The following is a 22,852-nucleotide window of genomic DNA, read 5'->3' as shown; positions in this document are numbered from 1 at the left end:
TCCTACTTCTTGAGCTTGTCCTTCAGCGCCGCCAGCTTGGCGAAGGGCGAATCGGGATCGACCGGCTTCTGGCGGTCGTTCCGACGCTCGTCCCGCGCCCCATCGCGGCGCGGCCCGTCCCGGAAGGAGCCCTCACGCGGGGCACGCTCACGCTCGTCATTGCCCGGGCGCGGCTTGCCGCGTCCCTCGGACCGCTTGCCGAAACGCTCCTGGCGCTTGTCGCCCTCGCGGTTGGGCTGACGCTCGGCGGCTGGCGCATCGCCCCGCGCTTCCACCGGCTCGCCACCCTGGCGACGGCGGTTGCGGTCGTGCCGCGGACGGTTTTCCTGCCCGCGTCCACGGCCTTCGCCGCCACGATGCGGACGCCAGAGCTGCACGAGCTTGACCTCTGCCTCGGCCGGCGCCGGGGCTTCCCCAACGGGGAGCTGCGCGGCCGTGCCGGACTGCACCTCGGCAGATTCGTCGGCCTGCGGCGCCGCATCCTGCGCGGGCTCCGGAGCCGGCGATGCTTCGCTGGCCTCCACCACGGCTTCGGGTTCGGCCGCGGTTGCCTCGGCCGCCGGGGCGGCGTCGGCGCCATCGTCCTGCGCCGCCGGCTCCACCGTCTCGCCGTCCGGACCGTTCGACACGTCCGCGCCAGCGGGCTGGTCTTCGGCCTGCGGGGCCTGGTCAGCGGTCGCGGCCGGTTCGGCGACCGCCTCTGTTGCGGTGCTGTCGCGGGGGGCTGCATCCTGCGCAGCGGCGTCCTGGGCAGCGAGCTGCTCCTCGACCGCGCTCGACTGCAACGGCCGGGCACGATAGCCGAGGCCCTTGAGGATCTCTTCCATATCGTCGGCGGTGGCGCCCAGAATGGACATCATGGCTGCGGTGACGAGGAACTCGCGCCCGTCGAAGGCGCCATCCGGCCGCTTGCCCGTGCCCGGCTTCCAGGCCAGGGCAGGGCGGATCAGATCGGCCAGCCGCTCCAGAATGTCCACGCGCACGGCCCGGCGACCGAGCGCGCGATAGCCGGAGAGGGTGTAGAAGACGGGATCAATCGCCGGGTCGAGCGGCGCGGATGTGCGGCCGGTCGCCAGGAGCTGAGTCACGTCGCCGAAGCCGGGCTTGTCCCGCCCATCGTTGCGGATGGCCCAGAGCAGCGTGACGAGCTGCGCCGGAGCGGGCTTCACCAGCGCCGGCAGGAAGATGTGGTAGGCGCCAAAGCGAACGCCTAGACGGCGCAGGGCTGCGCGTGCGTCCTGGTCCAGGGAGCGGACCTCGTCCGCAACGTCCCGGCGCTGGATCAGGCCGTAATTCTCGGCCAGGCGATAGGCGATGCCCTTGGCGGTGCCTTCCAGCCCTTCACCGGCTTCCAGATCGGCCAGCGGCTTGAGGACGGTCGACACCTGGTAGGCCACGTAGCGATCCGCCCGTGCGGCGACCTTATCACGCGCGGGGCCGGCAAGCTGGTCATCGGCCAGGAGCACGATGCGCGGGCGCAGGGCGCTGTCGCCGGCCGTCAGGCTGGCCACCGGCGCACCCAGCCAGCGCAGGAGCCCGTCCGAGCCGATCGCGATGTCGCCGTTCGGCGCATTGCTGAAACGCTCGGCGCGTGCCTCGTACTCACCGGACAGGGCTTTTTGTGCAGCGGCGCGGACGGCTTTGGCATCGGGCCCATCGGACTTTACGTCCGGCGTGAACCTGAACCCCTGCAGCTCGCCCACATGATGGCCTTCGACGAGGACCTTCCCGTCGCTGCCGATCTCAGCTTCCATGAATGCGTTCTCTCTCAGCCGCTTCATCAAGACGCTTGTCCTGCGATCTACGAAGCGTTTCGTCAACCTGTCGTGCAGCGCGTCCGACAGCCTGTCTTCGATCGCGCGCGTCTTTTCCTGCCAGTGTGACGGATCGGCAAGCCAACCCGGCCGGTGTGAAATATAGGTCCAGGTCCGGATTTCCGCGATCCTGCGCGACAGGGCATCGATATCGCCTTCGGCAAAATCGGCATGCCGGACCTGGTTCGCCATGTAATCTTCGGCCACATGGCCTTGGGTGGCAAGGTCCCGGTACACGGCCGCGATGATCTCCGCATGCTGGGCCGGAGCGATTCGCCGGTAGTCCGGCAACTTGCAGGCTTCCCAAAGGAGCTCGACATTGCGCGGCGTGCGGGCCATGGCCGCGATCCGCTCGTCGGCGGACAGGAGTTCCAGGGCCCGCTGGTCGACGGATGGCAGCGCCCGGGCAAGGTCCGCCACCGGCGGCAAGGCGTCCAGGCTGTGGCGCAGGCCCTGCAACGAACTGAAATCCAGCCGGCGCGAACGCCATTGCAGGACCTTCAATGGCTCGAAGCGGTGCGATTCCAGGGCTTCGACCAGTTCCTCGCCGAGCGGATCGACCTGTCCGGTCACGCCGAACGTGCCATCGCGCACATGGCGGCCGGCGCGCCCGGCGATCTGGCCATACTCAGCCGGTGTCAGCTGGCGGTACTGGAAACCGTCGAACTTCCAGTCCTGCGCAAAGGCGACGTGATCGACATCGAGGTTCAGGCCCATGCCGACGGCGTCCGTCGCCACCAGGAACTCGACGTCGCCGTTCTGGTAGAGTTCCACCTGCGCATTGCGGGTGCGCGGGCTGAGCGCGCCCAGGACGACGGCCGCGCCGCCGCGCTGGCGGCGGATCAGCTCGGCGATGGCGTAGACCTCGTCGGCGGAGAAGGCCACGATGGCGCTGCGGCGCGGCAGCCGTGTGATTTTCTTGGAGCCGGCATAGACGAGGTTGGACATGCGTGGCCGCGTCTGGACCGTCAGCCCCGGCAGGAGTCGCTCCAGAACGCCCCGCATGGTCGCCGAGCCCAGGAGCAGCGTTTCCTGCGTGCCCCGCATATGCAGGATGCGGTCGGTGAAGAGGTGCCCCCGCTCCAGATCGCCGGCAAGCTGGACCTCGTCGATCGCCACGAAGGCGGCGCTGCCATCCACCGGCATGGCCTCGACCGTGCAGACGGAATAGCGGGCATTGGGCGGCTTGATCTTTTCCTCGCCCGTAATCAGCGCCACGGCGCCGACGCCGACCCGGTCGACGACCTTCTGGTACACTTCCCGCGCCAGGAGGCGCAGCGGCAGGCCGATGATGCCCGACGAATGGGCCACCATGCGCTCGATCGCCAGCCAGGTCTTGCCGGTGTTGGTGGGGCCCAGGACGGCGGTAACGCCTCCGGCGTCGAAGCCGGGGGCTCCGGCGGCGGGCCGATTGCGGGTCAGGCGTGCATCCATCATGTCAGACCGACATTTGGGGAGGGGCAGGGCCAAAGGCAAATGCGGCGGGCCGGTCGGCGGGGTGCGGACGGGCTTCGTCCACAGAAATCAGGTGCGCGCGGCGCTCAGTCGAGCGCTTTGCTCAGGCCTTCCGCCAGGAAGCGCAGCCAGCGCTGATGCGACGGCGCGACGCGCCAGGCCACCAGGGCCCCTGCCGCCCGGCTGTCGCCGCGCCGCCAGGCCGCCAGCAGGCGCATCAGCCAGATCTCGTCGTCGCTGACGGCCTTCGCGCCCGGCCGGTACAGGACCATGTCGTGCCGGCCATGCGCGGACAGGCCGTGGAAGAAGCAGACCGAGATCCGCTCGAGCGAGGCTTCACGGCCAGCCGCGAGGAGGAAACAGGCCTTCTCCAGGTTCGGCCGCGGGGCCAGGCGGCTGCGCAGCGCCAGCCAGCGCAGACGGTCGAGTTCGACACGCTGGGCATCGTCGAGTTCCGCCGGGGCCGGTTTCAGCCGCGCTGCCGTCGGACAGGCCGGAAAGGCGATGACCTTGCCTTCCGTTTCGGATGCGATCGCACGCTGTGCCGACATGGTCATTCAACACTTCCCGAGGCTGCAGCGCAGGAAAGCTGACCTGCGGTGTCAGCTTCAACTAACAGAAAGAATGTGCGGATTCCAGCCCGCCGGGATTCAGGTCGTGGCGGCCCTGTCGTCCACGGGCGCAGCCGGCCGGACGGCGCTGACCATGTAGTTCACATCCATGTCCGCAGTGGTGCGCCACTGGTCGGCCACGGGGTTGTAGGCAACACCCGTCGACGGCCCCATTATGAGGCCGGACGATGTCAGCGGCCCCTCGATCTCGCCCGGGCGGACGAGCTTCTCATAGGTGTGGGTGCCACGTGGCAGCCAGCGCAGCACGTATTCGGCACCGACGATGGCGAGCGCCAGCGCCTTGTAGGTCCGGTTGATCGTCGCCACGACGATGAGGCCGCCCGGCTTGACCATGCCGGCGCAGGTATCGAGGAAAAACGGAACATCGGCCACATGCTCGACGATCTCGAGCGCCAGGACGACGTCGTATCGCTTGCCCTGCGCGGCGAGCGCCTCGGCCGTGGTCGCGCGATAGTCGATGGCAAGGCCCTGCTCGCTGGCGTGCAGCCGCGCCACCTCGATGTTCGTGTCGGAGGCGTCGGCGCCCGTGACATGACCGCCGAGTCTTGCCAGCGGCTCGCAGACAAGGCCCCCGCCGCAGCCTATGTCCAGAATGTCGAGACCTTCCAGGGGGCGCGCCATGCCCGGCGTCCGGCCGAAATGGTCGAGCATCCTGTCCCGCAGCCACGCAATGCGCACCGGATTGAACTTGTGCAGCGGGCGGAACTTGCCCACCGGGTTCCACCACTCCTGGGCCAGCCGCGAAAACCGCTCGACTTCCGCCGTGTCGATCGAGGACGTGGATCCGCCCCCGCCGTGCGTGCCTGTCATCGCCAAGGTCTCCTCGATCCTGTTCCGCCGTACTGCAAGGTGGATGGGCCGCGGCCACAGGCAAGTCAATGGGCGTCGCGTCCGGCTACGGGCCGGGCGGGCGCGCGCGCCGAGCTTCTTGCGAGGGGCCGTAATTTCGGTTACTGGGCAGTGCCCTTCAGGGGGCGTGGCGCCCTGCGGCGCCTGCCGCCGAAGACATTCTGCCCATTTGCGGCGGCCCGGCAAGCCCGCCGTCAACCCAGGTTCTTAACGGTCCCATGGCGCGTCTCGTACTCAAGTTCGGCGGCACTTCCGTCGCTGATGTCGATCGGATCCGGAACGTCGCGCGGCACGTCAAGCGCGAGGTCGATGCCGGCCACCACGTCGCCGTCGTCGTATCGGCCATGGCCGGCAAGACGAACGAGCTCGTCGGCTGGTGCCGCGAAGCCTCGCCCATCCACGATGCGCGCGAATACGATACCGTGGTCGCCTCCGGCGAGCAGGTGACGGCCGGCCTCCTGGCGATCACCCTGCAGTCGATGGGCGTCAATGCAAGGTCCTGGATGGGGTGGCAGATCCCCGTGCGCACGGATAACAGCCACGGCGCCGCCCGGATCGAGGATATTGACGGCTCGGACATCATCCGCCGCTTCGAGGATGACAGCCAGGTCGCCGTGATCGCCGGGTTCCAGGGCCTGGCGCCGGACAACCGCATCGCCACGCTCGGCCGGGGCGGCTCCGACACCAGCGCCGTCGCCATCGCCGCAGCGATCAAGGCCGACCGCTGCGACATCTATACCGATGTCGACGGCGTCTACACGACCGATCCGCGGATCGAGCCGCGGGCCCGGCGCATGGATCGCATTTCCTTCGAGGAAATGCTGGAGATGGCCTCGCTCGGCGCCAAGGTGCTGCAGGTCCGCTCGGTCGAACTCGCCATGGTGCACAAGGTGCGCACCTTCGTGCGCTCGTCTTTCGAAGACCCGGACGCGCCCGGAATGGGCGATTTCGACAATCCGCCCGGGACGCTCATTTGCGATGAGGATGAAATCGTGGAACAGCAGGTCGTGACCGGCATCGCCTATGCCAAGGACGAGGCCCAGATCTCCCTCCGGCGCGTGGAGGACAGGCCCGGCATCGCAGCCGCCATCTTCGGACCGCTGGCCGATGCGGGCGTCAACGTCGACATGATCGTGCAGAGCGTGTCCGAGGACGGCACCCGCACCGACATGACCTTCACCGTCCCGGCGAGCGATCTGGACAAGGCCACGCGCATCATCGAGGCGGCCAAGGCCGACATGCGCTTCGACATCATCCAGTCCGAGGGCGGGCTGACCAAGGTTTCGGTGATCGGCATCGGCATGCGCAGCCATACCGGCGTTGCCGCCACGGCCTTCAAGGCCCTGGCGAACCGGGGCATCAACATCCGCGCCATCACCACGTCGGAGATCAAGATCTCCATCCTGATCGATGGGGAGTTTTCCGAACTCGCGGTTCGGACCTTGCATTCGGTCTACGGTCTGGACAAAGTTCGTCCCTGAATGGGGGCGGCGGCTCACGCGCCCGAATCAGCGGCGTCCTGACGGCGGCGCCTGCAACGTGATGAACGGATGACGCCGGTGACGAGAAGCGATTCTCCTGGGCCGCGGGTGCTCCTGCGCCGCATGCGGGAGCTCATGGCCGAGCCGCTGGAGCCGCAGGCGCGGCTCGACGAGATCGTGCGCCAGATCGCCGCCAACATGGTCGCCGAAGTCTGCTCGCTTTACATTCTGCGGGCGGACGGCGTCCTGGAGCTCTACGCCACGGAAGGTCTGAACCCGGGCTCCGTGCACCTGGCGCAGCTGCAGCTGGGCGAGGGCCTGGTGGGCACCATTGCGGCGACGGCCCGCGCGCTCAACCTGAACGACGCGCAGAAGCACCCGGCCTTTACCTACCTGCCGGAAACGGGCGAGGAAGTGTACAACTCCTTCCTGGGTGTGCCGATCCTTCGTGCGGGCCGCACGCTGGGCGTTCTGGTGGTGCAGAACAAGTCCAAGCGCGTCTACCGCGACGAGGAAACCGAAGCGCTCGAAACCGTCGGCATGGTGATTGCCGAGATGATCGCCGCCGGCAGCCTGGAAGGCCTGTCGCGGCCCGGCGTCGTCCTGGATCTGTCGCGCCCGGTCGTCATCGAGGGCACGGCCCTGGCGGACGGGATCGGCCTTGGCCGGGTCGTGCTGCACGAGCCGCGCGTGGTGGTGACGAACCTCTTTAACGAGGATGTCGAAGGGGAGGTCGGCCGGCTTGGCGAAGCCCTGTCCTCGCTGCGCATCTCGATCGAGGACATGCTGTCGCGGCGCGACATCGCGGCGGAGGGCGAGCACCGCGCCGTGCTCGAAGCCTATCGCATGTTCGCCAATGATCGCGGCTGGGTGCGCAAGCTGGAAGAGGCGGTGCGCAACGGACTGACCGCCGAGGCATCGGTCGAAAAGGTGCAGTCGGACATGCGGGCCCGCATGATGCACATGGCCGATCCCTACCTGCGCGAGCGGCTGCACGATTTCGACGATCTTGCCAACCGGCTGCTGCGCCAGCTTATGGGGCAGGCTGCCGATCCCTTCGGCGGGGACGCTTCGGGCGATGCGATCATCGTCTGCCGCAACATGGGCGCGGCCGAACTCCTCGACTATCGGCGCGAGCAGGTGCGCGGCCTGGTCCTGGAAGAGGGCGCCGCCACCAGCCATGTCGTCATCGTCGCCAAGGCGCTCGGCATCCCTGTCGTGGGGCAGGCCAAGGGCGCCGTGTCGATGGCCGAAAAGGGCGATGCGATCATCGTGGACGGCGAAGAGGGCGTCGTCCACTTACGCCCGCCCAGCGATATCGAGGATGTCTTCGAAGAGCGCGTCGCCTTCCGCGCGCGGCGGCAGGAGCGCTACCGCCAGCTTCGCGACCAGCCGGCCGAAACCAAGGACAATTGCCGCATCAACCTTTTGGTGAATGCCGGCCTTCTGGTGGATCTGCCGCAGCTTGCCGATTCCGGGGCCGACGGGGTGGGCCTGTTCCGGACGGAACTGCAATTCATGGTTGCGTCGTCCATGCCCAAGACCAGCGAACAGGAGCGGCTCTACGCCTCTGTCCTGGATGCGGCGGGCGATAAGCCGGTGACCTTCCGGACGCTGGATATCGGCGGCGACAAGGTCCTGCCCTACCTGCACCAGTCGCCGGAGGAAAACCCCGCGCTCGGCTACCGCGCGCTGCGCCTGGCGCTCGACAAGCCGGGGCTCATGCGCACGCAGCTGCGGGCGCTCCTGCGCGCCGCTGGCGGGCGCGAGCTGCGCGTCATGTTCCCGATGGTCACCGATATCGAGGAACTGCGCCAGGCGCGGGACCTGATTTCCCGCGAGTTCAAGCAGCAGACGCGCTTCGGCCATGTCATGCCGCGCCGGCTCAAGCTCGGCGCCATGATCGAGGTTCCGTCCATGCTCTACCAGCTCGACGAGCTGATGGCGCTGGTGGACTTCGTGTCGATCGGCTCGAACGATCTGTTCCAGTTCTTCTGTGCGGTGGATCGCGGCAACGCCCAGATCGCTGGCCGCTTCGACGACCTCTCCCCGCCCTTCCTGAAGGCGCTGCGGGAGATCCTGCGCGCCGGCGAGCGCAACGACGTTTCCGTGACGCTGTGCGGGGAAATGGCCGGCCAGCCGCTTTCGGCCATGGCGTTGATCGGCATCGGCTTCCGCTCCATATCCATGACGACGGCGTCGATCGGGCCGGTCAAGGCCATGCTCCTAGAGCTCGATGTCGCCGATCTTGCCCAGGAACTGGAAACCTATCTCGAGAACAGGTTCCGGCAGGGGCGTCTTCGCGATTTCCTGCGCGACTACGCGGCCCGCCACAATATTCCGCTATAGCGCGGCATTGGCGGCCACCGCCATGCGGGGGGAACAGGCCTTGATGCCGTCCGCCGCATCATCCAATGCGCCGGCAAAGGCCGGGACCATCACTTTCTTAGGATAATCATGGCGATCTTGCCTGCCGATACGATGAACGAGATCCTCAAGCGCTCGGCCTATCTGGAGGCCGAGATGGCGAAGGGCCCCGATCATGAGGTCTATGCCCGGCTGGCGGCCGAATATGCAGGCCTGGAGGATGTGGTGGCGGCGATCCGCCTCTATCACGCTGCCCGCAAGGAGCAGACCGATTTGAAGGAGCTTCTGGAAGATCCTTCTGCCGACCGCGAGATGCGCGATCTCGCCTCGGCCGAGCTCGGGGCGCTGCAGGAGCGCATCGAGAACCTGTCCGACGAGATCCTCATTCTGCTTCTGCCGCGCGATGCGGCCGACGAAAAAGGCGCGATCCTGGAAATCCGCGCCGGGACGGGCGGCTCGGAAGCCGCCCTCTTCGCGGGTGACCTGTTCCGCATGTATCAGCGCTACGCGGAGCTCCAGGGCTGGAAGGTCGAGGTGATGGAAACATCGGACGGCGAGGTCGGGGGCTTCAAGGAGGTCATCGCCTCGGTCAAGGGGCGGGGCGTCTTCTCGCGGCTGAAGTTCGAATCCGGCGTCCACCGCGTACAGCGCGTGCCGGCGACCGAATCGTCCGGGCGCATCCATACCTCCGCCGCCACGGTTGCCGTCCTGCCCGAGGCCGAGGATGTCGATATCGAAATCCGGGCCGAGGATATCCGTATCGATACGATGCGCGCCTCCGGCGCCGGCGGACAGCATGTCAACACGACGGACTCGGCGGTTCGCATCACCCATATACCGAGCGGAATCGTCGTAACCTCGTCCGAGAAGTCGCAGCACCAGAACCGGGCCCGCGCCATGCAGGTGCTGCGGGCGCGCCTGTTCGACGCGGAGCGCCAGCGCCAGGACAGCGAGCGGTCCGAAGCGCGCCGATCGCAGGTTGGCTCGGGCGACCGGTCCGAGCGCATCCGGACCTATAATTTCCCGCAAGGGCGCGTAACCGATCATCGCATCAACCTGACGCTCTACAAGCTGGACCGCGTCCTGGAGGGAGAGATGGACGAACTGGTCGACGCGCTGGTGGCCGACCACCAGGCCGCGCTCCTGGCCGCGATGGGCGCGGATGCCTGAGGCAACCACCATCGGTTCGTTGAATCGCCTGGCGCGGCAGCGGCTGGCGGCGGCTGGCGTCGACAGCCCGGCTCTGGATGCGCGGCTTCTCATCTGCGCCAGCTTCGACCTGACGGCGGCACAGCTTCACCTGAATGCCGAGCGGCGGGTCACGCCGGAAGAGGCCGCCCGCTTCGAGGATTTTCTGGCGCGCCGCGCGGCGGGGGAACCGGTCTTTCGCATCCTCGGCGCGCGGCCCTTCTGGAACCATGTCTTCGCCCTGTCGCCCGACACGCTGGAGCCGCGCCCCGATACCGAGGCACTGGTCGATCTGGCTGTTAGGGTGCTCGATGCCCGCTTCGGCCGGCAGGCGCCGTTTCGCTTCGTCGATGTCGGAACGGGCACGGGGGCGATCGCCATATCGCTCCTGGCCGAATTTGCGCAGGCGCAATGCCTGGCCATCGATATCGCGCCCGGTGCGCTCGACATGGCCGTGCAAAACGCGCGCGCCGCCGGGGTGGCGGAGCGTTTCGCCGCTCTGCAGGCAGACTATCTGGCGGGCGTGACCGGGCCCTACGACGCCATCCTGTCGAACCCGCCCTATATCGCATCCGCGACCGTGGACGCGCTGGATCGTGACGTGCGTGACCACGATCCGCGCCGTGCGCTGGATGGTGGGCCGGACGGGCTCGATGCCTACCGCGCCATCGCCGCCGGGGCTGCCACGTGCCTGGCTGCGGACGGCGATCTCTTTCTGGAGATCGGTCAGGGCCAGGGGCCCGAGGTGGTCTCGCTCATGCAGGCGCAAGGCCTGATCCAGAGCGGTTCGGCGGACGACCTGTCCGGGACGGAGCGTGCGCTCTGGTTTCGCCGGCGCACGGCATGAAATTGTGCGTGAATAACGCAAAATTATCGGCAGCCGATGCAATAAACCCCTTGTGAGACCGCATTTCAGCCACTAGGACTAGGTGACACAGACGGAATGATCGGCAGGGATGGCCTGATGCCTTCGAGGAGGCGGCCAGTATGTCAACCCCCGATATGGCTCCGGTCCGTCCTTGTGTCGGTGATCAATCACAGGACACGATCAACACGAAACATTGTGGAGCTGTTGCGCTGCATCCGGCCAGGCTGGATAGGCAAGGTCAAAGCTCAAACGGGTAATTTTCATGCGCGGCGGCGGGACCGCCCGTTACGTGGGGGCCAGACCGACCGCCGATACGACGCCCGAGCGGCGTTCAGTGGCGGGGCGGCGATCCAAAGACAGGAATAGCATGAGGCCAGGACAGCAGCAGAACAAGCGTATGCGTGGACGTGGGCGCAAGGGGCCCAATCCGCTCCAGCGTAGCTACGAGTCGAACGGCCCGGACGTGAAGATCCGCGGCACGGCCCAGCATATCGCCGAAAAATATACGACGCTGGCGCGGGATGCCACCGCCTCCGGCGACCGCGTCATGGCCGAAAACTACCTGCAGCATGCCGAGCATTACGGCCGGATCGTTGCCGCTGCGCAGGGCAGCTTCCAACTCCAGGCCAACGACCGTGACTATGACGGCGACGAGGACGAGATGGAGGAGGGCGGCGAGATGGCTGCCCCCATGCCGTACCAGAACGGCCAGAACGAGCGTCCGCATGGCCAGAACGGTCAGAATGGCCAAAGCGGGCAGGGCGGCCAGAACGGTCACAACGGGCAGGGCGGTTATAACGGGCAGAACGGCCGCAGCGATCATGGCCGCGACCGCCGCGATGAGCGCCGTAACAACTTCCGCGAGCGGCAGAACGGCGGCGAGGGACAGGTTGAAGCCGGTGGCGAAGGCGGCTCGCAGGATGCCCGCCGGAACGACGAGAACAATTTCCGCCGCGATCGCGACGACCGTCGCAACCGCTTCGAGGGTCGGCGCGAGCGCTTCAACCGCGATCGGGGTGAAGGCCAGGGCCATTCCGGCCCGTCGGATGTCGCCGCGATCGGCGCACCGCAGCCCGACATCGCCGAGGCGACCTTCGCCGACGATGCGTCGACGCAGCCAAGCGCCGACGTGCGGGCCGATGGCGGCCGCCGCCGCGGCCGTCCGCGGCGCGAGGATGCAGTCGACGCTCCGGTCGAGGCCGCGGCTGTGTCCGCACCGCCGGCTGTCGAGCCGAGCGCTCCGGCACCGGTTGCGGCCCATGAGGATGCCGGCGACGAAAAGCCCGCCCAGCGCCGCCGCCGCGCGGTCAAGGCGGTCGAGGGTGAGGCACCGGCCGTGGAAGCCGCCGATGCCGCGCCCAAGCGCAAGGCGCCTGCCCGTCCCCGTCGCAAGAAGGGTGACGAGGATTCGGCCGAGGGGGAGACCCACCTGCCGGCATTCCTGGTCGGCTCCGACAGCTGAGACGACCCGATACTGCAGCATGTTCGAATGGCCCGGCGGCGACGCCGGGCCATTTCTGTTTCAGGGTCTTTTCGGGACTTGAAAGGCTTCCCATATCGATGTCAGCGGTTCGCCGAAAGGGAGCCGACTCCACGGATTGATGAACGATGCCGCGAGGGCGGGTCGTCGTCGAAAGGAGATGACGGGAAATGAATCTCGAGAAGTACACAGAGCGCGCGCGGGGCTTCGTCCAGGCGGCGCAGACTCAGGCGCTGACGCGCGACCACCAGCAGTTCCTGCCCGAGCACCTGTTGAAGGTGTTGATGGACGACGACCAGGGCATGGCGTCCGGCCTGATCGAGCGCGCCGGCGGACGTCCGCAGGATGTGCGGCTGGCTGTCGATGCGGCGTTGGAGGCGCTTCCGCGCGTCACCGGCGGCGCAGGGCAGATGTATCTTGCGCCGCAGACCGCCAAGGTCTTCGCAACGGCGGAGGAGATCGCCAAGAAGGCCGGCGACAGCTTCGTGACGGTGGAGCGGCTTCTGCTCGCACTCGCCATGGAAAAGAGCGCCCGCACGGCCGATATCCTGTCGCGCGCCGGCGTGACGCCCAATGCGCTGAACGGCGCCATCAACGACATTCGCAAAGGTCGCACGGCCGACAGCGCATCGGCCGAACAGGCCTATGATGCGCTGAAGCGCTATGCCCGTGACCTGACCAAGGATGCGCGCGAGGGACGGCTCGATCCGGTGATCGGCCGCGACGACGAAATCCGCCGCACGATCCAGGTTCTGTCCCGCCGCACCAAGAACAATCCGGTGCTGATCGGCGAGCCGGGCGTGGGCAAGACCGCGATCGCGGAAGGCCTGGCGCTGCGCCTTGTCAACGGCGACGTGCCCGAATCCCTGCGTGACAAGCAACTCATGGCGCTCGACATGGGCGCGTTGATTGCCGGCGCAAAGTATCGCGGCGAGTTCGAGGAGCGGCTGAAATCGGTCCTGTCGGAGGTCCAGTCGGCCGACGGCAACATCATCCTCTTCATCGACGAGATGCACACGCTGGTCGGGGCCGGCAAGGCGGACGGTGCCATGGACGCCTCCAACCTTCTGAAGCCGGCGCTGGCGCGCGGGGAGCTCCACTGCGTGGGCGCGACCACGCTCGACGAGTATCGCAAGCATGTCGAGAAGGATCCGGCCCTGGCGCGGCGGTTCCAGCCCGTCTTCGTGGACGAGCCGACCGTCGAGGACACGATCTCCATTCTGCGCGGCCTGAAGGAGAAGTACGAGCAGCATCATAAGGTGCGGATCTCGGACTCGGCCCTGGTCGCCGCAGCGCAGCTTTCGAACCGCTACATCACCGACCGTTTCCTGCCGGACAAGGCCATCGACCTTGTCGACGAGGGCGCGGCACGCCTGCGCATGGCTGTCGATTCCAAGCCCGAGGCGCTGGACGAGATGGACCGGCGCATCGTGCAGCTCAAGATCGAGCGCGAGGCGCTCAAGAAGGAAAAGGACGACGGAGCCCGCAGCCGTCTGGAGCGGCTGGAGGCCGAGCTCGCCGATCTGCAGGAGCAGTCCGACGCGCTGACGGCGAGCTGGCAGGCCGAGAAGTCGAAGCTCGGTCACGCCGCCGAGTTGAAGAAACAACTGGACGAGGCTCGCAACGCGCTGGCCATCGCGCAGCGCAATGGCGAGTTCCAGCGCGCCGGGGAGCTTGCCTATGGTGAAATCCCCGAGCTGGAACGCCAGTTGAAGGAAGCGGAAAGCGCCGATACGAGCGGCCCCGGTTCGATGGTCGAGGAAACCGTGACGGCCGATCACGTGGCGCAGGTCGTCTCTCGCTGGACGGGTATTCCCGTCGACCGGATGATGGAGGGCGAGCGCGACAAGCTGCTGCGGATGGAGGACGTCATCGGCAAGCGCGTCGTCGGTCAGGGAGAGGCCGTGCAGGCCGTGTCCAAGGCCGTGCGCCGTGCTCGGGCCGGGCTGCAGGATCCGAACCGGCCGATCGGCTCCTTCATCTTCCTCGGCCCCACGGGCGTGGGCAAGACGGAGTTGACCAAGGCGCTGGCGCAGTTCCTCTTCGACGAGGAAACGGCGATGGTCCGGATCGACATGTCGGAGTTCATGGAGAAGCATTCCGTGGCGCGGCTGATCGGGGCGCCTCCCGGCTATGTCGGCTATGAGGAAGGTGGTGTCCTGACCGAGGCGGTCCGGCGCCGGCCCTATCAGGTCATCCTGTTCGACGAGATCGAGAAGGCGCATCCGGATGTCTTCAACATCCTGCTCCAGGTGCTCGACGATGGTCGGCTGACCGATGGGCAGGGGCGCACGGTGGACTTCCGCAACACGCTGATCGTCATGACCTCGAACCTCGGCGCGGAGTATCTCGTCGCGCTGAAGGACGAGGAAGATGTCGAAAGCGTTCGCGGACAGGTGATGGATGTGGTGCGGTCGAGCTTCCGCCCCGAATTCCTGAACCGCGTGGACGAGATCATCCTGTTCCACCGGCTGCATCGCTCCGAGATGGGCGCCATCGTCGATATCCAGATGCAGCGGCTCGAAGGATTGCTCCGGGAGCGGCAGATCGCCCTCAAACTGGAAGAGAGCGCCCGCGAGTGGCTGGCCGACAAGGGTTACGACCCGGCTTACGGCGCCCGCCCGCTCAAGCGCGTCATCCAGCGCGAGGTGCAGGATCCGCTCGCCGAACGCCTGCTCCTGGGCGAGATCAAGGACGAGGATATCGTCAAGATCTCTGCCGGCAACGACAGGCTGCAATTCTATGTCGTCGGCTCGAAAGACGGCAGTTCCGGGGAGCGCGTGGCCGCCTGAGCCACGCCGGTCCGCGGTGCACAGATAAGCGAAGGGGCGGCCCATGGGCCGCCCCTTCGTCGTTCGATATGTCGGGCCCCGTCAGTAGGAGGCGATGCCGTAATAATCGTCGATGCGGCGGCCATAGGCCGGATCGACCCAGTCCGGGCGCTCGCTGTCCGCATAGCGGGGCGCACCCTGCAACTGCTCGACCGTCAGGCCGACTACGTAGCCGCCTTGCCGTTCGTCGTATTTCAGGACTTCCCACGGCAGCGGGTGGTACTCCTCGCCGATGCCGAGGAAGCCACCGAAGGACATGATGGCGTATTTGACCTTGCCGTCCCGCTTGCCGATGACGAGGTCGTAAATATGCCCGAGATGGTCGCCCTCGGTGTTGTAGACCCGCGTTCCGTTGACCCGGCTGGCCTCGATCGCGTCGGCGCCGATGGCGACCTCGCCACTGCGCAGTGCTTCATTGTCGATGGACATTGGGAACCTCCCTTCTTGTCTCAGCGTCTCTTCCACAACGAGGCTTCGGCGCTGCCGTTCCTCCCCGAACCGCAATTGATGGAAATGTCGGACAAGGATTCTAGCATGCGCACGATCAGCTTTCCCAACGGCCGCACGGTGCCAGCCATCGGCCAAGGGACCTGGATGATGGCCGAAGGGCGGGCCGACCGCGGGACGGAGATCCGGGCCTTGCGGATCGGCTTCGACGATGGGCTGACGGTGGTCGATACGGCAGAGATCTACGGCGACGGCGCATCGGAGGAACTGGTGGGAGAGGCCATAGCGGGGCGGCGGGACGATCTGTTCCTCGTGTCCAAGGTGGCGCCGTCGCACGCATCGGAAGCGGGCACGATACGCGCCCTGGAGGACAGTCTGCGACGGTTGCGAACGGACAGGGTGGATCTGTACCTGTTGCACTGGCGCGGTGGCCACCCGCTGGAGGCGACATTGCGTGGTTTCGAGCGGCTGCAGAAGGATGGCAAGATCGGGCTGTGGGGCGTGTCCAACTTCGACACGGACGATATGGAAGAACTCATGAGCGTTGCCGGCGGGCGTGCCTGTGCGACAAACCAGATCCTCTACAACCCGGAGGAGCGGGGGGCCGAGTTCGACCTCCTGCCCTGGATGCGGGAGAAGGGGATGCCCGCCATGGCCTATTCCCCAGTGGGACAGGGCGGCAAGCTTCTGAGCCGGTCCGGCCTGCGGCGCATCGCCGAACGGCATGGCGCAACGCCCGCGCAGGTTGCTCTCGCCTTCGCAATCCGTGACGGAAACACGCTCGCGATCCCGAAGGCCGGCGATCCCGCCCATGCGGCCGAGAATGCCGCCGCTTTGCGGCTGGAGCTGTCACCGGCCGACCTGGCCGAGATGGACGAAGCCTTCGCGCCACCGTCGCACAAGGTTCCGCTTGCCATCATATGAGAGTGTCAACGGACCCATCGCCCATGTACCGAATTGCTGTCAGCCTTTCCCTTGTCCTGGTGCTGGCGGGGTGCGGAACCATCACGCGCGGCACGTCGGACCAGGTGTCCATCGAGGTGGATCCTGCCGACGCCCTGGTGCGGACCAGCTACGGGCGGGTCTGCCGGGGGCCTTGCACCATCCGCGCCCCGCGCGGCGAGGCCTTCACCGTGACGGCGGAAAAGCCCGGCTTCACGAGCCAGACAATCGAGGTGCAGCCGAAGATCACCCTGGCGGGCGCCACCGGCGCGGCGCGCAACCTGATGACCGGCGTCGGTGCCGTCGGTGCTGGCGTCGATGTCTATACCGGGGCGATCTACGATCACGAGCCGAACCCGGTCCGCTTCCGCCTGCGGCGCTCGGAGCAGGGGCCGGCGCGGCCGGGCCTGTGATGGCATACGCCGACCCCATCGGCCATACGTTGGAGAGGTTCGGCCATGTCGGGCGCAATTGCGCCGTATATTTTTGCCTTTCGGTAACCATATCTTGCAATAGCTTATGGACGGACCTCCGTCCGTGGATGGCTGTGCCCTCCGCCGGTGCGGCGGGGGCATCGAAGGATTGGTCATGATGCGTCTGCGCCCGCTCACCCATGTCGTATGTCTCGCCGCTTTGTGCGGCGCCGTTCCGGCTTCGGCGCAATGGGCGCCCGAGCGCGCCTACCCGCAGAACGATCCCTATTACGAATCGCAGGATATCGGAGAGGTCCGCCGCTTCATCGACGAGGAGGGGCGTATCGTCACGGTCGATCCCTATGGCCGCGTCGTATCGATCGAGGAGCCGGCGCGTGGCGCACCGCCCCCCGGCGCCGTGCTCGAGGGGCGCGCCGAGTACGATCCTTACGGACAGTATGGCGGGGCCGGCGGCGGACGCAGCCCCGCGGCGATCGACTCCATGCCGCGCCCGCCGGCCGGCGCCTCGCAGCGCGCGGGCCTGCCGCCCATCGACGATACCTATACGGGCTCGGTGCAGCAGCCGCAGCCGGCCATGCCGGCCCCCGGGCAGCCGATGATCGAAACCAACCCGGCGCCTCCGGTGGCCGGACCGTCGGGCCGCAACGCCAAGGCGGAGACCGCGGCGCTGCAGGTCATTCTGGACCGCGCCGGCATTTCGCCGGGCGTCATCGACGGGCGCCTGGGCTCCAACGTGAACAAAGCGGTCGCCGCCTATTACGAGATGACCGGGCGGCAGATCGACGCCACCAATCCGCAGGCGCTCCTGGAAGAGCTCTACGCGACGGGCGGGCCCGCGGTCATCCAGTACGAAATCACCAATGAGGATGTCTCCGGGCCCTTCGTCGCCTCCATTCCAAGCGATTACGCGGAAAAGGCACTCCTGCCCGCAATGTCCTATCAGCGCGTCTCGGAAATGCTGGCCGAGCGCTTCCATATGGACGAGGGCTACCTGAAGGAGATCAATCCCGGCGCCGATTTCTCGCGCCCGGGGACGATCCTGAAAGTAATGGACGTGGGGCGCAACGTCACCACGCCCGTGACGCGGATCATCGCCGACAAGGGGCGTGAGCAGGTCCGCGCCTATGACGAGGCCGGCCGTCTCGTCGTGGCCTATCCGGCAACCATCGGATCGTCCGCGACGCCATCGCCGAGCGGGGTGCACACCGTCGCGCGGGTGGCGCTCGATCCGAACTACACCTACAATCCGAAGATCAACTTCCAGCAGGGCCAGAATACGAGCGTGCTCACCATCCCGCCGGGGCCGAACGGCCCGGTCGGCTCGGTCTGGATCGCTCTTTCCAAGCCGACCTATGGCATTCACGGGACGCCAGAGCCCTCGCAGATCGGCAAGACCAACAGCCATGGCTGTATCCGCCTGACCAATTGGGATGCCCGTGAACTGGCCAAGCTGGTCAAATCCGGGGTCACCGTCGAATTTGTGGAGTGACCATGCGCCGAGCGGGGATGGCCGGAGCGGCCGCGATGGTATGGGTAGCGCTTACGCTGCCGGCGCTGGCGCAGGATCAGAACGCACCGGTGCCAACGCCCGCGCCGGGCGCCGAGGGCGCCGAACCATCGGCGCCGACGCCCGAGCCGCAGAACCGGCCGGTGGAGGAACTGCCCGTTCCGGACGACCGGCCCGCGGAAGCTGCGCCTGAGGCAACCCCGGACACCGCGCCGGAGGCCAACGGCGAGGCGACCGTACCGCCGGTGGTCCCTGTGCCGGAGACGCCGCCGGACGCTGCAGCCGGGCCTTCGCAAGCGCCATCCGAAGCGGCCGAGCCGGCGCCCGCGCCGCAACCTGCCTATATTTCCCCCGACAAGGCCCGCACCAAGCCCGAGCCCGACGCCCCGCAAACCCCGGACGCTGCCGTAACCCCGGAACAGGCGGTCGAAGCGGCCGCCGCCTTGAAGGATGCCGAAGATTGCGAGGCCGAACTGACGGAGCGCGGGGTGCGCTTTTCGATCGAGGATACGATCTCCGACGGGGACTGCGGCGTCCTGCGACCGGTGCGCATCGAGGCCCTGTCGAGCGGCGTCACCGTCGCGCCCCCGACGCAGATGCTGTGCCGCACGGCGCTCGCTCTGGATATCTGGGTATCGGACGGTGTCGTGGCGGCTGGAAGCGAGCTCCTGGATGGGGCGAAGCTGGAAAGCCTGTCGCAGGCGTCGACCTATGTCTGCCGTGCGCGGGCCAGCGAAAGCCGCATTTCGGAGCATTCGCGCGGCAGTGCCATCGATATATCCGCCTTCGGCTTCGATGGGGGGCGCACCGTCGAGGTGAAGGCCCAGACGCCGTCTTCGGCGGATGACAAGTTCCTGGCCAAGGCGCGGCGCACGGCGTGCGGGCCGTTCCGGACCGTTCTCGGCCCCGGCACGGATGCGGATCACGATACGCACTTCCATCTCGACATCGCGGCGCGCAACAACGATTCCACATATTGCCGCTGAGCCTGGCTCACCGTGTCGTGTAGCCGGCACGGGACTATGGCGGCCGCCCGCGCCGCCTTCGACCTTCAAACCGGCCCGTGATTTGTTACAAGGTTCCGACCAGCCCCGGATCTGCCCGGGGCTCAAGGGAGGAACCCCCATGCCGTACAGTGCCTCGGATGGCCGCTACGAAACCATGCCCTACCGGCGAAGCGGCCGATCGGGGCTGCAACTCCCGGCCATATCGCTCGGCCTCTGGCAGAATTTCGGCGGGGTGGACTCCTTCGAAACCGGCCGCGCCGTGCTGCGGCGCGCCTTCGACCGGGGCGTGACCCATTTCGACCTGGCCAACAATTACGGCCCGCCTCCCGGGTCGTCGGAAGAACATTTCGGGCGCTGGCTGAACCTCGATTTCCGCCCCTACCGCGATGAGCTGATCATCTCCACCAAGGCCGGTTACCCCATGTGGCCGGGCCCCTACGGCAATGCCGGTTCGCGCAAGTACATTTTGGCGAGCCTGGACCAGAGCCTTGCCCGGATGGGGCTCGACTATGTCGACATCTTCTACCACCACCGGCCCGATCCCGACACGCCGCTGGAGGAAAGCATGGGGGCGCTCGACCAGGCCGTCCGCTCCGGGAAAGCGCTGTATGTGGGCGTGTCCTCCTACTCGCCCGAACTGACGCGAGAGGCCTACCGCATCCTCAAGGCCCAGGGCACACCCTTCGTGATCCACCAGCCTTCCTATTCCATGCTCAATCGCTGGGTCGAGGATGGGCTGCTGGACACGCTGGGAGAGCTCGGGCTGGGCTGCATCGCCTTCTCGCCGCTCGCGCAGGGGTTGCTCACGGCCAAATATCTGAACGGCGTGCCGGAGGGCTCCCGCGCAACGAAGGGCGTGTCCTTCAAGCGTGACCTGATCTCGGACGACAACCTGGCGCGCATCCGCTCCCTGTCGGCGATCGCGCAACGGCGCGGCCAGTCCCTGGCGCAGATGGCCATTGCCTGGGTCCTGCGCCAGCCGGCCGTCACCTCGGCGCTGATCGGCGCGCGCAGCGTGGAGCAGCTCGACAATTCGATCGATGCGCTCGATGTCCTGGAGTTTTCCGTCGAGGAGCTGGCAGAGATCGACGGTTACGCCACCGATGGTGGGATCGATCTGTGGCGCGCCCAGTCGCGCATCCGCCCGGCCTGACAGCTCGGGCTTCCGGCAGGTGAATGGCAGACAGCGCCCCGGCCCTCGTGCCGGGGCGTTCGCATTACCGGCCGGCCAGGCGCATGTCGCCGGTGCTGTCCTCGATCAGCTTGTCGATGCGCTCGCGCTCCTCATGGAAGGCCTGCAACTGTTCACCCTTGAGCGAACGGCTGGCCGGAAGGCGAATGCGCATGGGATCGACGCGCTGGCCGTTGACCGAGACTTCGTAATGCAGGTGGTTGCCCGTCGACAGGCCGGTCGAGCCGACGGCACCGATCACCTGGCCCTGGCGAACCTTGGCACCCACCGTCACATCCTTGGCAATGCTGTTCTGGTGCGAATAGGAGGTCTCATAGCCGTTCGCATGCTTGATTACGGTCTGGCGGCCGTAACCGCTCGTCCATCCCGCATGGGTGACGACGCCGCTGGCCGAAGCCAGGATCGGCGTGCCGCGCGGCGCCGCCCAGTCGACGCCCCAATGCATGCGCGAATAGCCGAGCACCGGGTGCCGGCGGGATCCGAAGGGCGAGGTGAAGCGCCCGTTCGGCACCGGATTGCGCAGCATGAACTGGCGCGAGCTGCGCCCTTCCGCGTCGTAGTAGTCGAGCGTTTCCGAGTCGGAATCCCAATAGCGGTAGTAGCGCTTTTCGATGCTGCCGAAACGCGCCTCGACGAAGAGCAGATCGGACGAAGCGTCGGCTTCGGTCTTGCCTTCCGACAGTGAGTAGAGAACTGTCAGCCTGTCGGTGGGCTCCAGCCGCGCCTGGAAATCCAGGTCGGAGGCCAGAAGCCGGATCAGCCTGCGCACGAGCCGGTCGTCCAGCCCGTAGGATAGGGAGGCCTGGTAGATGCCGTCATAGACGGTGGGCATGCTCGAGCGCATCGGCTCTTCGGTGGCGTTCTCGTCGAAAGCCTGGGCCACGGATTTGCTCAGCCTGGGCTCCGGACCCTCGACGAAGCGCCCCGTATCCGACACGCCCACGGTCGCCAGATGCGACGTGCCGCGATAGGCCGACAGGCGCACCAGCGCCGGCCCGCCATCATGCGCCAGAAGGCCGAGACGCAGCACCTCGCCGGCGCGCACCTCGTCGCGGTCGAGCAACTGTGACAGGGCGCTGGCGGCGTGCTTCGATTCCTCGACGCCATAACCGTTTTCGGTCAGGGCTTCCTCGATGCTCTCGGTCTCGCGCAGCGGAATGATCTCTTCCGAGTAGCGCGGCGAGGATTCCAGGCCCTGGTCCGCCTCGGCGACGGAGACATTCTCCTGGATCACGCGGAAGGCGGAGCCGGGCACATAGGCCTGCACATCGCTCATCGGGTCGAAGCGGCCGGGATCGAAGGGCAGGAAGGCGGCCACCTGGACGGGGGTCGTCTCCAGGTCCTGCTCGGTCTGGCGCAGAAGCGCCTCGGCCTCCTCGGTGCCGATGTCGTCGAAGGTGTCGAGCTTCGGATCGGCCGGATTGAATGGCTCGACCGCCAGGCGCACATCGGATTCGACCCGCGCCCCGTAGATCTGGCCCTGCTCGGTGTTCTTGCCGCCGCCGTCCTCGTCGTCCTCGGCAAAGACGTTCATGGGATCGAAGCCCGGATAATCATCCGTCGCGGTGTGGCGGGCGCCCAGCGTCATCGACACATAGGCGAAGGGCAGCGATCGTATGACATCGCGGCTCCCCTCGCTGATCATGGTCGGCACTTCCAGGATGCGCTTGCTCCGGCTTAGCGGAATGGCCGTCGCAAAAACCCGCTCGCCACGCACGACCGGCGCGTCAGGCGCAGCCATGGCCTGCGGCAGGCCCTGCACGACAGGACGCGTCAGCAGCGGATGGCCCTCATGCGCGGCCGACAGGGCAATGCCCATCAGCGTGACCGAGGTCACGCCGGTCAGGAGCGTGCCAGCCAGCCAGCGGGCGGACACCTGCCGACGGTCGGGCCGGCGACGCCGATCCGCGATCAGCGCAGGCGCGTCGCCCAGCTCCTCCAGCACCTGCCGCTCCTGCTTCATCCACATCCTTGTCGTCTGGCCATACCGGCAGCACTGCGCAAAGGCGCAATCCCGGGGCCTATGCCTCTGTATGGCGCGCATTCCCGTCTATGGATGGAAAGCGTCTTCCGTGAGGCGGACTGTCGGCGCAACGATTGGCTGCTTTGGGTCGCTCTTGTCAATGCGCACGGGCAGGCCATCGGCCCGTCAGCGAACCGCGATTCCCGGCCGCAGACGGGCATTTGGCGCACGATTCGCCGCTGTTGCAGGGGTTTGCGGCCAGAACCTCTTGCGGACGGGGCTGGGCACACCCATATGAGCCCTGTGACAAGTCATTGGAAAATCTAGCGTTTGAAAGTTTTTTGACAGAGCCCGATTTTTTCCAGTTGACGTTTTGGGTTTGTGGGACCTATAAG

16 protein-coding genes are annotated in these 22,852 nt (G+C 67.0%); 11 read left to right on the top strand and 5 right to left on the bottom strand.

Annotation, left to right across the window (positions count from 1 at the left end; all coding sequences use genetic code 11):
* Positions 1–2 precede the first annotated feature (2 nt).
* The 3 genes from AUL30_RS10805 to ubiG form a co-directional block, all read right to left on the bottom strand.
* Positions 3–3,248 carry a helicase-related protein gene (locus tag AUL30_RS10805; protein ID WP_192843060.1) on the bottom strand — a complete coding sequence of 1,082 codons (3,246 nt, stop codon included), beginning with the start codon at positions 3,246–3,248 and terminating at the stop codon, positions 3–5.
* 107 nt (positions 3,249–3,355) lie between these two features.
* Complete coding sequence (locus AUL30_RS10800) at positions 3,356–3,826, bottom strand: hypothetical protein (RefSeq protein ID WP_062227905.1); 471 nt, start codon at positions 3,824–3,826, stop codon at positions 3,356–3,358.
* A gap of 93 nt (positions 3,827–3,919) precedes the next feature.
* Complete coding sequence (ubiG, locus tag AUL30_RS10795) at positions 3,920–4,711, bottom strand: bifunctional 2-polyprenyl-6-hydroxyphenol methylase/3-demethylubiquinol 3-O-methyltransferase UbiG (RefSeq protein ID WP_062227904.1); 792 nt, start codon at positions 4,709–4,711, stop codon at positions 3,920–3,922.
* A gap of 257 nt (positions 4,712–4,968) precedes the next feature.
* On the opposite strand from ubiG, the gene AUL30_RS10790 reads away from it, so the two are divergent.
* The 6 genes from AUL30_RS10790 to clpB all read left to right on the top strand — a co-directional run bounded on the left by AUL30_RS10790 (position 4,969) and on the right by clpB (position 14,926).
* Positions 4,969–6,231, top strand: coding sequence for an aspartate kinase (locus AUL30_RS10790; protein ID WP_062227903.1), 1,263 nt, complete (start codon positions 4,969–4,971; stop codon positions 6,229–6,231).
* Positions 6,232–6,354: 123 nt separating this feature from the next.
* Positions 6,355–8,580 carry a phosphoenolpyruvate--protein phosphotransferase gene (gene ptsP, locus AUL30_RS10785; RefSeq protein WP_244490802.1) on the top strand — a complete coding sequence of 742 codons (2,226 nt, stop codon included), beginning with the start codon at positions 6,355–6,357 and terminating at the stop codon, positions 8,578–8,580.
* Positions 8,581–8,688: 108 nt separating this feature from the next.
* Positions 8,689–9,768 (top strand): peptide chain release factor 1, encoded by a 1,080-nt coding sequence (gene prfA / locus AUL30_RS10780; RefSeq protein ID WP_062227901.1) that lies wholly within the window; start codon positions 8,689–8,691, stop codon positions 9,766–9,768.
* The gene (gene prmC, locus AUL30_RS10775; RefSeq protein WP_062227900.1) at positions 9,761–10,633 is read left to right on the top strand and encodes a peptide chain release factor N(5)-glutamine methyltransferase; all 873 of its coding nucleotides are present in this window, start codon (positions 9,761–9,763) and stop codon (positions 10,631–10,633) included. The genes prfA and prmC overlap by 8 nt, the downstream gene beginning before the upstream one ends.
* Before the next feature lie 388 nt (positions 10,634–11,021).
* Complete coding sequence (locus AUL30_RS10770; RefSeq protein ID WP_244490795.1) at positions 11,022–12,116, top strand: DUF4167 domain-containing protein; 1,095 nt, start codon at positions 11,022–11,024, stop codon at positions 12,114–12,116.
* A 188-nt stretch (positions 12,117–12,304) separates the two neighbouring features.
* Positions 12,305–14,926 (top strand): ATP-dependent chaperone ClpB, encoded by a 2,622-nt coding sequence (gene clpB / locus AUL30_RS10765; RefSeq protein ID WP_062227898.1) that lies wholly within the window; start codon positions 12,305–12,307, stop codon positions 14,924–14,926.
* 81 nt (positions 14,927–15,007) lie between these two features.
* On the opposite strand, the gene AUL30_RS10760 is transcribed toward clpB, so the two are convergent.
* On the bottom strand, positions 15,008–15,394 hold the full coding sequence (locus AUL30_RS10760) for a PRC-barrel domain-containing protein (RefSeq protein WP_062227897.1): 387 nt from the start codon (positions 15,392–15,394) through the stop codon (positions 15,008–15,010).
* 105 nt (positions 15,395–15,499) lie between these two features.
* Here AUL30_RS10760 and AUL30_RS10755 point away from each other — a divergent pair, with 105 nt between their 5' ends.
* From AUL30_RS10755 to mgrA, 5 genes are all read left to right on the top strand, one after another.
* Entirely contained in the window at positions 15,500–16,336 is an 837-nt protein-coding gene (locus AUL30_RS10755; RefSeq protein ID WP_062227896.1) for an aldo/keto reductase, read from the top strand.
* A 23-nt stretch (positions 16,337–16,359) separates the two neighbouring features.
* The gene (locus tag AUL30_RS10750; protein WP_062227895.1) at positions 16,360–16,767 is read left to right on the top strand and encodes a hypothetical protein; all 408 of its coding nucleotides are present in this window, start codon (positions 16,360–16,362) and stop codon (positions 16,765–16,767) included.
* A 175-nt stretch (positions 16,768–16,942) separates the two neighbouring features.
* On the top strand, positions 16,943–18,277 hold the full coding sequence (locus tag AUL30_RS10745) for a L,D-transpeptidase (RefSeq protein ID WP_083507861.1): 1,335 nt from the start codon (positions 16,943–16,945) through the stop codon (positions 18,275–18,277).
* 35 nt (positions 18,278–18,312) lie between these two features.
* Positions 18,313–19,281, top strand: coding sequence for an extensin-like domain-containing protein (locus tag AUL30_RS10740; RefSeq protein ID WP_192843054.1), 969 nt, complete (start codon positions 18,313–18,315; stop codon positions 19,279–19,281).
* Between the two features lie 139 nt (positions 19,282–19,420).
* Positions 19,421–20,455, top strand: a complete 1,035-nt coding sequence (mgrA, locus tag AUL30_RS10735) for an L-glyceraldehyde 3-phosphate reductase (protein WP_062227893.1) — start codon at positions 19,421–19,423, stop codon at positions 20,453–20,455.
* A 64-nt stretch (positions 20,456–20,519) separates the two neighbouring features.
* On the opposite strand, the gene AUL30_RS10730 is transcribed toward mgrA, so the two are convergent.
* Positions 20,520–22,457, bottom strand: a complete 1,938-nt coding sequence (locus tag AUL30_RS10730; protein WP_062227892.1) for a M23 family metallopeptidase — start codon at positions 22,455–22,457, stop codon at positions 20,520–20,522.
* Between the last annotated feature and the right edge of the window lie 395 nt (positions 22,458–22,852).

This window comes from Aureimonas frigidaquae, assembly GCF_001463905.1.
Classification (GTDB): Bacteria; Pseudomonadota; Alphaproteobacteria; order Rhizobiales; family Rhizobiaceae; genus Aureimonas; species Aureimonas frigidaquae.
This window is presented reverse-complemented; position numbering and strand designations above follow the sequence as displayed.

Bases quoted from the DNA above. Each gene is read 5' to 3' on its own strand.
- AUL30_RS10730 (WP_062227892.1), bottom strand. From the start codon at position 22,457: ATGAAGCAGGAGCGGCAGGTGCTGGAGGAGCTGGGCGACGCGCCTGCG.
- clpB (WP_062227898.1), top strand. From the start codon at position 12,305: ATGAATCTCGAGAAGTACACAGAGCGCGCGCGGGGCTTCGTCCAGGCG.
- AUL30_RS10770 (WP_244490795.1), top strand. From the start codon at position 11,022: ATGAGGCCAGGACAGCAGCAGAACAAGCGTATGCGTGGACGTGGGCGC.
- AUL30_RS10805 (WP_192843060.1), bottom strand. From the start codon at position 3,248: ATGGATGCACGCCTGACCCGCAATCGGCCCGCCGCCGGAGCCCCCGGC.
- AUL30_RS10745 (WP_083507861.1), top strand. From the start codon at position 16,943: ATGATGCGTCTGCGCCCGCTCACCCATGTCGTATGTCTCGCCGCTTTG.
- AUL30_RS10800 (WP_062227905.1), bottom strand. From the start codon at position 3,826: ATGACCATGTCGGCACAGCGTGCGATCGCATCCGAAACGGAAGGCAAG.
- ubiG (WP_062227904.1), bottom strand. From the start codon at position 4,711: ATGACAGGCACGCACGGCGGGGGCGGATCCACGTCCTCGATCGACACG.
- ptsP (WP_244490802.1), top strand. From the start codon at position 6,355: ATGCGGGAGCTCATGGCCGAGCCGCTGGAGCCGCAGGCGCGGCTCGAC.
- AUL30_RS10790 (WP_062227903.1), top strand. From the start codon at position 4,969: ATGGCGCGTCTCGTACTCAAGTTCGGCGGCACTTCCGTCGCTGATGTC.
- AUL30_RS10740 (WP_192843054.1), top strand. From the start codon at position 18,313: ATGGTATGGGTAGCGCTTACGCTGCCGGCGCTGGCGCAGGATCAGAAC.
- prfA (WP_062227901.1), top strand. From the start codon at position 8,689: ATGGCGATCTTGCCTGCCGATACGATGAACGAGATCCTCAAGCGCTCG.
- AUL30_RS10760 (WP_062227897.1), bottom strand. From the start codon at position 15,394: ATGTCCATCGACAATGAAGCACTGCGCAGTGGCGAGGTCGCCATCGGC.
- prmC (WP_062227900.1), top strand. From the start codon at position 9,761: ATGCCTGAGGCAACCACCATCGGTTCGTTGAATCGCCTGGCGCGGCAG.
- mgrA (WP_062227893.1), top strand. From the start codon at position 19,421: ATGCCGTACAGTGCCTCGGATGGCCGCTACGAAACCATGCCCTACCGG.
- AUL30_RS10750 (WP_062227895.1), top strand. From the start codon at position 16,360: ATGTACCGAATTGCTGTCAGCCTTTCCCTTGTCCTGGTGCTGGCGGGG.
- AUL30_RS10755 (WP_062227896.1), top strand. From the start codon at position 15,500: ATGCGCACGATCAGCTTTCCCAACGGCCGCACGGTGCCAGCCATCGGC.